This is a genomic window from Streptococcus sp. 22.1 (assembly GCF_016648645.1).
GTDB lineage: Bacteria > Bacillota > Bacilli > Lactobacillales > Streptococcaceae > Streptococcus.
The window spans coordinates 120,318-134,401 of record NZ_JACLQK010000005.1; the positions used below are offsets into that span (position 1 = coordinate 120,318).

Annotated in this window: 15 protein-coding genes; 1 reads left to right on the forward strand and 14 read right to left on the reverse strand. The window is 39.8% G+C overall.

Annotated features, from left to right (window positions below):
• Positions 1-11: 11 nt before the first annotated feature.
• From nadE to H7U04_RS04005, 10 genes are all read right to left on the reverse strand, one after another.
• Positions 12-833, reverse strand: a complete 822-nt coding sequence (nadE, locus tag H7U04_RS03960; RefSeq protein ID WP_073688877.1) for an ammonia-dependent NAD(+) synthetase — start codon at positions 831-833, stop codon at positions 12-14.
• Positions 834-844: 11 nt separating this feature from the next.
• Complete coding sequence (locus tag H7U04_RS03965; RefSeq protein ID WP_110980921.1) at positions 845-2,299, reverse strand: nicotinate phosphoribosyltransferase; 1,455 nt, start codon at positions 2,297-2,299, stop codon at positions 845-847.
• A gap of 185 nt (positions 2,300-2,484) precedes the next feature.
• Positions 2,485-3,786: an ABC transporter permease gene (locus tag H7U04_RS03970; RefSeq protein WP_082757404.1), complete on the reverse strand. Its 1,302-nt coding sequence runs from the start codon at positions 3,784-3,786 to the stop codon at positions 2,485-2,487.
• Positions 3,755-4,438 carry an ABC transporter ATP-binding protein gene (locus tag H7U04_RS03975; RefSeq protein WP_021143517.1) on the reverse strand — a complete coding sequence of 228 codons (684 nt, stop codon included), beginning with the start codon at positions 4,436-4,438 and terminating at the stop codon, positions 3,755-3,757. The genes H7U04_RS03970 and H7U04_RS03975 overlap by 32 nt, the downstream gene beginning before the upstream one ends.
• A gap of 211 nt (positions 4,439-4,649) precedes the next feature.
• On the reverse strand, positions 4,650-5,360 hold the full coding sequence (locus tag H7U04_RS03980; RefSeq protein WP_060972203.1) for a MerR family transcriptional regulator: 711 nt from the start codon (positions 5,358-5,360) through the stop codon (positions 4,650-4,652).
• Between the two features lie 89 nt (positions 5,361-5,449).
• Positions 5,450-5,875 carry a DUF3021 domain-containing protein gene (locus H7U04_RS03985; protein WP_014633849.1) on the reverse strand — a complete coding sequence of 142 codons (426 nt, stop codon included), beginning with the start codon at positions 5,873-5,875 and terminating at the stop codon, positions 5,450-5,452.
• 9 nt (positions 5,876-5,884) lie between these two features.
• Entirely contained in the window at positions 5,885-6,340 is a 456-nt protein-coding gene (locus tag H7U04_RS03990; RefSeq protein WP_002886486.1) for a LytTR family DNA-binding domain-containing protein, read from the reverse strand.
• Between the two features lie 18 nt (positions 6,341-6,358).
• Positions 6,359-7,201 carry an ABC transporter permease gene (locus H7U04_RS03995; RefSeq protein WP_060972204.1) on the reverse strand — a complete coding sequence of 281 codons (843 nt, stop codon included), beginning with the start codon at positions 7,199-7,201 and terminating at the stop codon, positions 6,359-6,361.
• On the reverse strand, positions 7,201-8,067 hold the full coding sequence (locus H7U04_RS04000; protein WP_060972205.1) for an ATP-binding cassette domain-containing protein: 867 nt from the start codon (positions 8,065-8,067) through the stop codon (positions 7,201-7,203). Before H7U04_RS04000 ends, H7U04_RS03995 begins: the two co-directional genes overlap by 1 nt.
• Before the next feature lie 124 nt (positions 8,068-8,191).
• Positions 8,192-8,509, reverse strand: coding sequence for a winged helix-turn-helix transcriptional regulator (locus tag H7U04_RS04005; protein ID WP_060972206.1), 318 nt, complete (start codon positions 8,507-8,509; stop codon positions 8,192-8,194).
• Positions 8,510-8,596: 87 nt separating this feature from the next.
• On the opposite strand from H7U04_RS04005, the gene H7U04_RS04010 reads away from it, so the two are divergent.
• Positions 8,597-8,911, forward strand: a complete 315-nt coding sequence (locus H7U04_RS04010) for a YciI family protein (RefSeq protein WP_060972207.1) — start codon at positions 8,597-8,599, stop codon at positions 8,909-8,911.
• Positions 8,912-8,995: 84 nt separating this feature from the next.
• On the opposite strand, the gene H7U04_RS04015 is transcribed toward H7U04_RS04010, so the two are convergent.
• From H7U04_RS04015 to leuS, 4 genes are all read right to left on the reverse strand, one after another.
• On the reverse strand, positions 8,996-9,409 hold the full coding sequence (locus tag H7U04_RS04015; protein WP_060972208.1) for a YjdF family protein: 414 nt from the start codon (positions 9,407-9,409) through the stop codon (positions 8,996-8,998).
• Positions 9,410-9,550: 141 nt separating this feature from the next.
• Entirely contained in the window at positions 9,551-10,783 is a 1,233-nt protein-coding gene (locus H7U04_RS04020) for an acyl-CoA thioesterase/bile acid-CoA:amino acid N-acyltransferase family protein (RefSeq protein ID WP_060972209.1), read from the reverse strand.
• 57 nt (positions 10,784-10,840) lie between these two features.
• Positions 10,841-11,296, reverse strand: coding sequence for a MarR family winged helix-turn-helix transcriptional regulator (locus H7U04_RS04025; protein ID WP_045771710.1), 456 nt, complete (start codon positions 11,294-11,296; stop codon positions 10,841-10,843).
• Between the two features lie 99 nt (positions 11,297-11,395).
• Positions 11,396-13,897 (reverse strand): leucine--tRNA ligase, encoded by a 2,502-nt coding sequence (gene leuS / locus H7U04_RS04030; RefSeq protein ID WP_060972210.1) that lies wholly within the window; start codon positions 13,895-13,897, stop codon positions 11,396-11,398.
• Positions 13,898-14,084 lie beyond the last annotated feature (187 nt).

Sequence of the window (14,084 nt, forward strand, 5' to 3'; positions counted from 1 at the left end):
CATTTCTCCTCTTATTTCCAAAACTCATCAAAAATAGTGATTGGCAAGTGACGTTTGTGTTGACCTTTACGCCACCAATTCTCAATAGTATCCTGGGCTTTGGCTGATACTTCCTTGCCTTCAAGGTAATCATCAATTTCACGGTAGGTCACACCAAGTGCCACTTCATCAGCGATTCCTGGTTTATCCTCTTCCAAGTCCGCTGTTGGCACTTTTTCATAAAGGACCTTGTCCGCACCAAGTTCTGCAAGAAGAGCTGCACCTTGACGCTTGTTTAGACGAAAGAGCGGCAAAATATCCGCACCACCATCGCCAAATTTTGTGAAGAAGCCAGTAAGGTTTTCAGCGGCGTGGTCTGTCCCGATAACTGCCCCACTATTTTCTCCCGCAACCGCATATTGGGTAATCATACGTTGACGGGCCTTGATATTACCCTTGTTAAAGTCAGAAACGGTTACGCCTGCCTTGGCAAGTTCCGCAACCTGACCATCAACAGCTTCTTTGATGTTAACCACAAGACTCACATCTGGCTTGATAAAAGCAAGAGCACGTTGGGCATCATCTTCATCTGCTTGGACACCGTATGGTAAACGAATGGCGATAAACTGATAGTCTTTTCCTGTCTCTGCACGGAGCTCTTCAACCGCAAGTTGTGCTAGACGGCCAGCCAATGTAGAATCCTGACCTCCTGAAATTCCCAAAACATAGGTTTTTAGGAAAGGATGCTTTAGCATGTAGGCCTTCAAAAAATCAACAGATTTTCGAATCTCTTCTTTTGGATCAATGCTAGGTTTAACACCTAGTTGAGCAATAATAGTTTCTTGCAAAGTCATAATCTCTCCTTTTACTCTGACAAGTCATGGGCTTTCTTACGGACATTATCAATCAAGGTCATCTTGTTATCCCAGACATCTTTAGCCAAGTCAACTGGATAATCTTGAGGGTTAAGCACGCGCTTGTACTCATTCCAAAGTTCGTCCAATTCCTTAGTCGCATAAGCCTTGATTTCATTAAGACTTGGTAAGTCATAGATCAGTTGCCCCTTGTCGTAGATTGGGACCAAGAGTGGCACTGCATCAAAATCACGAACAGTCTTATTGATGTAGGTATATGTTGGGTGGAACATATTAATTTCATCTAAAGCATTAACATCCGTATCTGCGAAAGTGATATAGTCACCTTCTGATTTGCCCTTAGCACGACTCGTAATACGCCAAACTTGCTTCTTACCTGGTGTCGAAACCTTCTCAGCATTATTGGACAACTTGATAGTATCATGCATGACTCCCTGATCATCCTCGATTGAAACAATCTTGTAGACAGCACCCAAGGCTGGTTGGTCATAGGCAGTGATAAGCTTAGTACCTACTCCCCAAACATCAATCTTAGCCTTCTGCATCTTCAAGTTAAGGATAGTATTTTCATCAAGGTCGTTTGAAGCGTAAATCTTGGCATCAGGGAAACCAGCTGCATCCAGTTGCTTACGGACCTGCTTCGATAGATAAGCCAAGTCACCTGAATCAAGACGAACACCCAAGAAATTAATCTTATCACCTAGCTCTTTAGCGACACGGATAGCATTAGGTACACCAATCTTAAGGGTGTCATAGGTATCTACAAGGAATACACAGTCCTTATGAGTAGATGCATAGGCTTTAAAGGCATCATAATCGTTACCATAAGCTTGAACAAGAGCATGGGCATGTGTACCAGAAACTGGGATGCCAAAAATCTTACCGGCACGTACATTTGACGTTGCATCAGCACCACCAATCACGGCTGCACGCGTTCCCCAGATTGCTGCATCCATCTCTTGTGCACGACGTGTCCCAAATTCTAACAGAGGAGCATCCTCAATGACAGAACGAATACGAGCTGCCTTAGTAGCAATCAGAATCTGGTAATTGAGGATATTTAGCAAGGCAGTCTCTACTAGCTGACACTGAGCCAAGGGACCTTCCACTTGGAAAATCGGTTCATTAGCAAATACCAAATCACCCTCAAGGGCCGAATTGATAGTCAACTCGAGTTTTAGGTTGGCTAGATAGTCCAGAAAATCCTCAGGATAACCTAAATCTTTTAGATAAGCAATATCAGTTTCTGAGAAGGTCAGATTTTCAAGATAGTTGACAATACGCTCCAGACCTGCGAATACAGCAAAGCCATTTTTAAACGGAAGTTGACGGAAATAAACTTCGAAAACGGCCTTTTTATTGTGAATACCTTGGTTAAAGTAAACCTGCATCATATTGATTTGATACAAGTCAGTGTGCAAGGTTAAACTGTCATCTTTATACATGGAATTCCTCCTATCGAATAGGTACTTCTTTTTTTGTTATTAATAGCCTGTATATGCTGACTATTATAGCATTTTTGAGCAATTGTCTCCACTTTTCAGAAAGTTAATTATTGTTTGGATTTTCTGAATTTTCTAATGCTTGTTTTAACAAAAAAAGAGTAGCCTAGGGAGACTACTCTTCATTTCTATTCATATCTTAGGGACTCGACAGGATCCATTTTACTGATTTTACGGGCTGGAAGGTAGGCTGACACATAGCCCATCAAGAGTGAGAAGCCAAACATGATGAGAATTGAGGGCAGATTTAGGTCAAACACCTTGCTGACACTTGGGTAGAGATGTGAAACAATCATGTTGGCCAAGCTTCCAATTCCCTGCGATACAAGGAGGGCAAGAGCTAGTGAGATACCCGTAATCCAAAGTGCCTCATAAACAAAGATAGCTTTCACGTCACGATTAAGGTAACCGACGGCCTTCATAACACCAATCTCTTTTGAGCGTTGCATGATGTTAATATAGATGATAATTCCAATCATGACAGCTGAAACTAGGATAGCTTGTGACGAAAGGATAATCAAGAGGGCCTGAATCACACGGATGAATTTAATAATGACATCTAGAATAGCCTGCTGTGAAAGAACCAGATACTTCTTGTTTTTCTGCAATTTTTTAGTGACTTCCTTAGTTTTGGCTGGATCTTTGAGCTCCAAAAGCATGTAAGAGACTGTTTTGGTAAAGCCATTTTCTTTGAGCAATTCTTCCAATTGTTTAGCTGGCATATAGCTATTGCTCTCTTCAGCATCCTCGCTGTCATCAACAATACGGACAATCTTAGTCTTGATATCCGCTACTTTAGTTCCCTCAGCAGTATTTTCAACAATCTGAGCTGAAATTTCTTTACCGATAAAGTCTTTAGCCTTGAGCTTCTTCCCTGTTTCTTGGTTGTAGCGTTTGACAAAACTCATCGGAAGGGTTAAGCCATTTTCATCTTCAGATTTAAAAGGTTTCCCAGCTGAAATTTTATCCTTATCATTGCGAGATGTAGAGATTTTTGTGTTCTTGTAAAGACTGATAACCTGAGAATAGTTAGGAAGGTCCTTACTGAAATCCATGGTCTTGCCATCAAGGGTAAGACTTGCCATATTCATTCCAAAGGGACTCTCCAAATACTTAATGTCATCACTCTTAATCTGATTACGAATAAACTTCTCATCATCCGCATTTAGAACCCCTCTGGCTGCTGATTTAGCACTAAGACTGATCTGAATTTGGGATGGAATGTTGCCACCATCGGTACTGTCATTAATCATACCAACAATAGCATTTCCCAAACCAAAGGAAATTAGGACACCGATAAAACCAATGGAAGTTGCCGTCGCAATCAAAAGATTACGCCACTTACGTTCCATAAAGTTGTTCAATGACAATTTGAGCTTGTTCTTGAGGGTCAACCCCTTATTTTTCGATTGTTTCAACGACTTCACCATCCTTCATTTTAATGACAACATCCGCATAATCCGCCACTTCAGGGTTATGGGTTACGATAATCACAGTTTTACCTGCCTCGGCTAGCTCTTTAAAAATGTCGAGAACATTTTCCTGAGACTGAGAATCAAGAGAACCTGTCGGTTCATCAGCCACAATCATTTCTGGATTATTGACTAGGGCACGGGCAATGGCCACACGTTGTTTTTGCCCACCAGAAAGCTGCTTAACATTTTTCTTGATAAAGTCTCCGATTCCAAGACGGCTAAGCTCCCTTTCCGCAATCTCGGCCATCTCTTTATCAGTCATATTTTTAACGTAAAGAGGCATCTTGACATTTTCAAGGACTGATTGATGAGAGATAAGATTGAAATTTTGAAAGACGAAGCCAATGTGAGCCTTTCTAAAATAGGTCAAGTCACGCTCTGAAAAATCTCTCATGTTTTGATTTTTGAAATAAAGATTTCCTTGATACTGACTATCCAAGCCACTAATAATACTAAGCAGACTGGTCTTACCACAGCCAGATGGACCGTAGATAGCAGTAATCTTTCCTGGTGCAATCTCAAGTGTAACATCGTTCAAAGCGCGCTCTTGGTTCGTACCGTCGAGATTATAGTACTTTGAGATGTGGTCGATGGTTAAAATGGACATGATTTCCTCCGTAAATTTGATTTAAGTTAGAATTTAATTAGTTTATATCTGATTATCTGCAAGAAAATTTCAAGCAAAATAGCAGAAACAGTTAACTAATCGCCTTCTAAAACGATACATTAATTATAAGCATTAAATGATTATAAAAATAGTGACATAAATGTCACTATGGCATGAAAAAAGCCAAAGTCCCTAAGACTTTGGCTTTAGTTTATTGACAATAAATACGAATAGCTTCTGCGAGAAAAGTGGCAGTCCCTGCTCCTCCAACTTTATCAATAAAACTAGAAAAGCGATTATCTGTTTGATACATCTGACCGAGACCAGCTAATACCGTTTGGTCACATGGATAAAAATGCTGACTAATATAGTCATGTAACACCTTTACTTGCTCCTGAACACTATTGTCACCAGGATTAGACTCCTTGAGCTGTCCAAAGGTAGACATGATTGCAGTCATCTCTTTGGTAACTTCAGGGAAGGACTCCTCTCCCTTAGCCGCAAAAGCTTGATAAGCTTCTGTCTGGCCCCATCTAGCCTGAGCTTCTTCCTGAAAGGCTTCTACAGCTTTTTGATCAAATGCTTCAAATGACATTTCTTCTTCCTCCATTTGTAAGGCCTTGGCATGAGCTATGACGGCTTCCAACCGGGACTTTTTCAGCTCTAAGAGCTTAATCTGATCCCTAAGCGCTTGAACTTTGTCATAACCTGGTTGACCTACGATTTCCTTAATTTTTTTGAGAGGAAAGTCTAACTCACGGTAAAGCAATATTTCCTGCAAACGGACAACCGCATCGCGATTATAGTAACGGCAACCATTTTCAGCAACAACTGATGGTTTCAGCAAATCAATTTCGTCATAATAATGAAGGGTGCGCACACTGACACCTGATAGTTGGCTCACTTCTTTTACAGATTTCATTAGAACTCCTCTCTGATTAAGAGTATAGGCTATGACGTGGCGTGAGGGTCAAGAGGAAAAAGAGTATTTTTGAAGTTTACTATAATTTATTACTTTTCTTTCTTTTTCTGGCTTCGACGATGTAGTAAAGCTTGATTAATACGCTGTGTTCTCATATGCATTTGCCAAATGAGATAAAGCCAGATAATACTATAAACGGAAATGAAAACAATCCAGATAGCAGGGTTCGTTAAAGCCTCATACCAGCCTGATAGTAGGCAAGTCAGTGTAAGTACAATCGCCGTCAACAAGAAATGCAAGATTACTCTAAGTCTGTACGACATGCGGTCAAGCTCTTCCAAAATCCACGAGAGCATTCCCATCAAACCACTCATCATAAAGAGGGCTAAAATATTCCCAACACTAACTTTGGGATAGATAAGCTGCGGAAATAATTGACCAAGTAAAAGGAGTGCAAGGTAAAAGAACGATCCCGTTCTCACGCCGGATACAAAATAAGCAATTAAACGTTTCATTGGTTCCTCCTACACCCCTAAATAATCCATCAAGGATTTGACATATTTTCGGCTGACACTGGACTTCACTCCACCTGTCATTTTAGCCATCATATTGCCAGAAAAACTATCTGATAGGGACTCCAAATGGTCTATATTCATAACAGCATGACGTGATATCTGTAAAAAACTTCGACGATTGATGCGATGCTGAAAGTTTGTCAGTGTCTCTCTCATCGTATAGGTATTGTTTACGGTATAAATCGTTAACACATTCTTATCAATCTCAGCTAGGATAATGTCATCAATTTTTACCATAACCAAATGATCATCCGTTTTAATAGGAATCACCACTTGATTTACAACTGAAAATTGTTCGAGATAATCCATTACCTCTCGTGCTTGATCAGACAATCGCTCTGCTTGGATGACCACACAGGGATCCTTTGCCGAAATATCTGATTTTTCTTCAAAACGAAGTTTCATTCCTATTCCAACTCTCACTTATTTTTTCTGGCTAGTTCTTTTCACTAAAACAATCCAAAGAATACTTGCTAGAAGAATACCTCCTAACACTATAAGGTAAGTATTTTCCTTTGTCAACAAACCTTGCCACTTGAGCTGAATGCCCATTTTTTCTCGAAACTCTTGAAGAAGGTTATCTTGACCTTTAAAGGTCTCACTTAATGTTTCTTTCATGAGGACTTGCCGATAAAGTGCAGCAATATAAGTTGCTGGAGTACATTTCATTAGTAGTTGTGCAAAATCAGGTAGAACGCCCAAAGGTACATAAGTTCCTACCAAAAAACCAGAAGCTGTCCCCACTATGGTCGCAAACTTTCCAAGACTGTCTACGGATTGGAAAAAGTAAACAAAAATGGCATTCACTAAGCTAGAAAGCACGCTACTAAGCAGCATAATGAGGAGAAGTTCGGGTAGTATGGATAATTTTGGAACTTCTCTAAAATAGCCACACATCAGCACATACATAAGGACCTGCATGGCAAAAGAAATGATGATTGCACTCGCTAGATACGAAAATGGTAACCGCCACTTCCCTTGATTCGATAAATAAAGATCCTTATCTACTTGATGTTCACGGTCCTTTACCAACTGAGTTAGGGCAGCCAGACTCGTCGTAATCCCTGTCACAGCTAGCGTCCCACTCATCAACCAATTATTTAACAAAGGGCCACTATTGGGGAGCTGAGCCCAAGCATCTGTTAGATTTTTTTGAAGAAAAATAATATAAAGAATAAAGGAAATCAAGGCACCCAACAGAGAGAAGAAAACTCCTGAACGATTCCTGAAGTACAATAGAAAATTTCGCTTTAGTAAGGCTATCATTAGCGAACCTCCCTTCCTGTAAGTGCAATAAAGGCATCATCCATGGTCCCTGGACGAAACTCAAAATGGGCTATTCTATCTCCAACTTGCGCCAGGTAATCAATGGCTTGCCTTTCACTCTCAGGTTGAAAAACATACTCTAATGGTCCCTGTCGCTCCACTGACATTCCCGAAGTTTTAAGACTTTCTATCTGCTGCATCTCCTTGAAACGAATCTTCAAGATGTTTCTTGCATACTGGCTCTTAATATCTAATGCCGATCCCTGAGCGATCACTTTCCCATGGTCCACAATATAAATCTGATCAGCTTCATCTGCTTCGTCAAGATAATGCGTGGTCAGTACAACGGTCATCCCCTCTTCTCTCTGCAATTGATAGAGCAAATCCCAAATAGACTTCCGGGTTTGAATGTCTAAACCTGTCGTTGGTTCGTCTAAGAAAAGAATATCTGGTTGTGAGAGCAGGGCACGCGCAATGTCAACCCGACGCTTTTGGCCACCTGAAAGAGTCCCATATTTCTGTTTTTGGAAAGCTGATAGGCCTAGCCGATCAATAAGATCAGACACACGATCGGGTTTTAAGCCTTTATACTGTTTCGCACGAATGGTCAGATTTTCCCTAACCGTCAGCATCTCATCTAAAACACTGGTTTGGAAGACCACACCAATTTTAGTACCTGGTTCGTAGATGATTTCACCTTTCGTTGGCTGTTTCAAACCAATCAACATGGAAATCGTCGTTGATTTCCCCGCCCCATTTGGTCCTAGAATTGCATTGAAGGTCCCTCTTTTAAATTGTAATTGAATATTATCAACAGCAAGGTGGTTCCCATACCGTTTGCTTATGTTTTTAGCTTGTAATATCATGTTCTCTCTCCTTTTGATAGAACCAGTCTAGCAAAAAAGCCGTTTAAAAAACGGCTTTGGGGGATAAGTGGTCAAAATGAAGAGCTAAGTGGCGATACGGAAGAGATTAAAATGAGGAGAAAATTTATTGCAGCCATTCTTTTCCCCATTGATTCAAGTCCTTTAAAATCGGCATCAGTGACTTGCCTTTTTCTGTCAGCCCATATTCTGTATGGAGTGGCATAGTTTCAAAATCATATTTCTCAACCAATTGGTTCTCTATTAAAACATCTAGTCCACGTGTCAAACTGATAGTTGTAATCCCTTCAACTTCTCTTCTCAATTGATTGAAACGAACTTTCTTATGCTTGTTTATAACCCATAATATATTCATTCTCCATTTCCCACCAACCACATCTAAGACCCGAGACATACTGCAATTCCAGTTTTTATTTGTTAACATTTTTTCTCCTTACAAAAATGTGCCTACTATTCAATTTGTTTGTAGAGTATTATAATCTATTTATCATTCATTTTAAAGGAGTCACTTATGTTTATTGTAAATCTTACCTATATTAAGCCCCTTGATGCAGTTGAAAAATACTTAGAAAAACACATAGATTTTTTAAATCAGTATTATACAAAAGGTCTTTTTATTGCATCTGGAAGGAAAAATCCAAGAACCGGTGGTATCATTCTCGTGAGAGCTAAAAATAAAGAAGCTGTTCAAAAAATCATTACACACGATCCATTCTATCAAAATGAGATTGCTCAATATGAAATCATTGAATTTGAGGCAAGTAAGTATTGTCCAGAATTTGAAACTATCATCAGTAAAACTTTTGATGATAAGTCACTAGATTAGGAAATAGTTGAAATCTATTCTTCAATACTAGTAAAACAGCTCCTTTCTATTTAGAAAAGAGCTGTTTCTATAAAGAGAAACACATTAATGTCCTTTATGCTTGTCTCTTCGTTTTTGCTGTTTGCGTTCAAATTTCTCTTGTTTGAACAATTGTTTTTGGACACTAGATTGATGTTTTGAAATCTTTTTCCTTGCCTCATACTGCAACTGCAATAGTTCTTTCGACTTAGAAGAAACTTTCTGCTTTACTTGTTTCTTCACAGCTCGCTGTAATCGTTTAGGATTCTTGATTTTTACATGTTGCTTAACTATAGCTTCTGGACTAAAAGATAACTGAGTAAACTGAGTCTGTAAAATCTCTAGAATTTCATCATCTTTTGGCTCCTGACCAAATGTCACACGACAAACTTTATAAGTTTCTCGATACACTTGTTCGAACAAACCATGCCAAAAACCATCTTCAAAATAAACTGTCAATCCAATTGAAATTGTTTCCACGACAGCACCTCCTTAAATCTATCCCTAAGAATGGACAACCAAGGAGGAAGGTTACTGATAGGCTTGCCTACGTCTGGACTACCAACCAGAACTGTGTTTTTATCTTAGTTGGGACTATTATAGCATATTTATAATCTTATGTTATCGCTTCTTCAAATGCCTATCAAAAAAATGAATTGTAGCCAACCAAGAATCCTTACTCTCTTTCATCAGTAAACGCCAATCTTTTCGATAGCGATGATTGGGTTGATAAGCCACTGTCAACATGTGACCTGTTTCATGATATTTTTTAAATGTAATGTGGTGTCCTTTATAATGTGAGACAATATCATCAATTGCTGACGAGGCATCCCATATTTCATCAACAGTACTTCCGAGCAGTAAGATTGGTGAATACATTTGACCAATATCTATCCTAGCAGAGCAATCTTTAGGGAAGGATTTTTTTAAAAGTTTGCTGAACAGATAATCTCTAAGTCGAAACTTTTGATAAGGAAGTTCTTTTTGCAAATGCGTCCAAGAAGAAGTATGAGAGTTCCATTTTCCTTTTATCCCTTCATATACCACATCAGAGGGTGAATTTAGTACCAAACATTGAACGTCATTAAAAATGCTCTCCTCAGCTAAAACTAACTCTGCTCCCTTAGAACGTCCATAGAGTCCAATTTTTTCACTATCTACTTGAGGATGCTGACGTAGATAATACTTTGCTTCCACAAGGCACTCTAAAGGAATACGTTCCAAATGTTTTGGCAACCCCTCTAAACCAAAGTAGGCAACTGCTAGGCAAATATAACCTCTAGAAGATAAAAGCTGAGCTATATTCTGTGCCTTTTCAATCCTTCCTTCACTACCGCTCACAATAATCAATGCTGGTGCTTTCATTGCCTTTTTATCATAAAAGAGTCTCCCTTGAAAATGTTTCCCGTAAATATCTTGATGACTAATTTGCGAACTCATGTAATGTCTTGTGAAAGTTCTCTCTGCGACGACAGTATTACCTTGTATAATTTTGATTTCCACAAAAAAGTGATCTAATAAGGGAATTTTAGAAAGAGAGTTTGGAAGTTTCTTTTTCCTATTGGTCAAAGGTTTGGCATTAAAGAATAACCCCATTGTTGCAATATCTTCATAAGAGCCAGAACAAGATGGAGTTTGTGAAATATCAATAATACCATTCTTATCTGATACAAAAGTCGCTGCTGATTTCCATAAAACATCATGAGCTAAAAGCATGGGAGCATTGATACAATAATAATCGGATAGAAACATTTCGACTCGATATATTTCTCTTGGTTTTAAGCCATCGATGACAATATTAAAAGATTCGTCTGCTAAATCAGACTCTGAGATCAGTTCAATTTTTATATTCATATCTTCCTCTTTTTTGTTAATACAATTAACAATATAGTTTTAAAATTACCGTGATTTTTACCACGGTAATTCTTGCCATACCTTTTCAACATCATCCATCAATTTCATAACCATTTGAAGATCCTCCTCACTATAGTTTCTTAAAACTGAAAAAATGGCTGTCTCAATATGTTCTTGCTGCTCTTTATGGATATTAAAAACGTCAACCCCTTTTTGGGATAATATCAGATATTTATTTTTTTCATTATCTGGTGCAAATTCAAAAGAAACGAGATCTTTCTTGGTTAAACGTCTAACACTCTGAGTAATGGCACTCCTAGAGACTTCAAGTAACTCAGATAATTTCACTAAATTCACAGGCTGATTCCGACCTATTAGGTCAATCAAATGGACTTCATTAATAGTGATTGATTTATCAATACTGTTCCGATGTTGATCTTTTTTCAACTGTTCAAATGCTAAAACAAAACTGTTAAAACGATTATTAAACTTATGCAGTTCTTTCTTATTCATAGTGTCCCTCTTTTTGTTAACAACATTAACAAAACTACTATTTCTTGTCAAGCTGAGCCTAAAAAAATCCTCCAGAGCTAAGCTCCAAAGGATTTATTTTTATTTTACAACAATATTAACGAGTTTATTAGGTACCGCAATCACTTTCACGATTTCCTTGCCATCAATCTCTGCTTTGACTTTTTCATTAGCAAGAGCGACTTCTTGCAACTCTTCACGTGAAAGGTCTTTAGCAACCATGAGTTTGGCACGGACTTTACCTTTGATTTGAACGACGATTTCGATTTCGTCTTCAACCAATTTGCTTTCATCCCATGTTGGCCAAGCTACATAAGAGATAGACTCACCTGTTTCTGCGACTGTTTGCCAGAGTTCTTCCGCCAAGTGAGGCGCAAATGGGGCAATCAATTGGATAAAGCCTTTGGCGTAATCCACATAGAGTTTATCTTCCTTATTGGCAGCATTAACAAAGACCATGAGCTGAGCAATGGCTGTGTTGAATTTCATAGACTCGATTTGCTCAGTAACAGATTTAACAGTTTCGTTATAAACCTTGTCAAGAGCGCCATTGTTTTCCGCAACAATCTCTTTACTTGTAATCAAACGGTAAACACGGTCTAGGAATTTACGGCTTCCTTCCAAACCTTCTTCAGACCAAGCGATTGAAGCATCGAGTGGTCCCATGAACATTTCATAGACACGAAGGGTATCAGCACCGTATTGTTCCACCACATCGTCTGGGTTGACAACGTTCTTGAGGGATTTAGACATCTTGGCTGGTGCTTGCTCCAACTCTTCCCCTGTTTCCACATGGAAGAAGGAACCGTCACGTTTTTCAACCTTGTCAGTTGCCACAAGAGCTCCACGGTGATCACGGTAACTTGTTCCCAAGATCATTCCTTGGTTGAAGAGTTTTTGGAATGGCTCCTTAGTAGGTACAACACCAAGGTCATAGAGGAATTTGTGCCAGAAACGAGCGTAAAGCAAGTGGAGTACGGCGTGTTCAGCACCACCCACATAAATATCGACTGGCAACCATTGTTTGAGAAGGTCCTCGTCAGCCAATTTCTCTGTGTTGTGTGGATCGATATAGCGGAGGTAGTACCAGCTTGAACCTGCCCATTGTGGCATCGTATTCGTCTCACGACGACCTTTGACACCATCCTCACGAGTCACTTCAAGCCAGTCTGTCAAGTTAGCCAATGGGCTTTCACCAGTACCTGAAGGGCGGATGTCCTTGGTTACTGGCAAGACAAGTGGGAGTTCACTTTCTGGAACAGCTGTCGAAGTACCATCTTCCCAATGAATAATTGGGATTGGTTCACCCCAGTAACGTTGACGGCTAAAGAGCCAGTCACGAAGACGGTAAGTGATCTTTTCTTGACCAAAGCCTTTTTCTTCCAACCAAGCCACGATTTTAGCAATCGCTTCTTCTTTGTTGAGACCGTTCAAGAAGTCAGAGTTGACGTGAAGGCCATCTTCTGTGTAAGCAGCCTCTTCAACGTTCCCACCTTCCAAGACTTCAACGATTGGAAGGTCAAACTGTTTTGCAAATTCCCAGTCACGCTCATCGTGGGCAGGTACAGCCATAACAGCACCTGTTCCGTAGCTAGCAAGAACATAGTCCGCAATCCAGATTGGGATTTCTTTCCCATTGACAGGGTTGACGGCATAAGCACCAGTCCAAACCCCTGTTTTTTCCTTAGCAAGGTCTGTACGAGCCAAGTCTGATTTAAGGCTGGCTTGGTGTTTGTAGTCAGCTACAGCCTCAGCTTGTTCAGGTGTTGTAATGGCATCTACCAAGTCATGCTCTGGCGCCAAAACAGTGAAGGTCGCACCAAAAAGAGTATCTGGACGAGTCGTAAAGACGGTGAATTCCTTGTCAGTACCTTTTACTTTGAAAGTGACATTGGCACCAGTTGATTTACCAATCCAGTTGCGTTGCATGTCCTTGATAGACTCTGGCCAGTCAAGGTCATCCAAGTCATTGAGCAAGCGCTCAGCATAGGCAGTGATTTTGAGCATCCATTGGCGCATTGGTTTGCGGACAACTGGATAGCCACCACGCTCAGATGTTCCATCTGGAAGAACTTCTTCGTTGGCGATAGCTGTTCCCAATTCTTCAACCCAGTTTACTGGCACTTCTGCTTCATAAGCCAAACCTTTTTCGTAAAGCTTGGTGAAGATCCATTGCGTCCACTTGTAGTAGTTCGGATCTGTAGTATTGACTTCACGGTCCCAGTCGTAAGAGAAGCCAAGCGCATTGATTTGGCGTTTGAAGTTGGCAATGTTTTCTGCTGTGAATTCCGCTGGGTCATTTCCTGTATCCATAGCGTATTGCTCTGCAGGCAAGCCAAAGGCATCCCATCCCATTGGGTGAAGGACATTGTAACCTTGCGCACGTTTGAAACGGCTAAGGATATCAGTCGCTGTGTAGCCTTCTGGGTGTCCTACGTGAAGACCCGCTCCAGATGGATAAGGGAACATGTCAAGCGCATAAAACTTAGGTTTTGAGGCATCTGTTCCTGTCTCAAAAGTGTGATTGTCAGCCCAGTATTTTTGCCACTTAGGCTCGATTTCTTTATGATTGTAAAAACTCATGGTTTCTCTCCAATATTCGTAATGCTTCTATTATAGCATTTTTGAAGGATTTTTAAAGATGATAAAGGAACTTTAAAAGGCAAATTCACCTAAGTCTATTTTGCATCTTTTTCATTCTTTTTAAGTTTTTTTGCGTTTTTGTGTTGCAAAAAAGCAAAAAGATGCTATACTAGTATCAGAAAGAAGG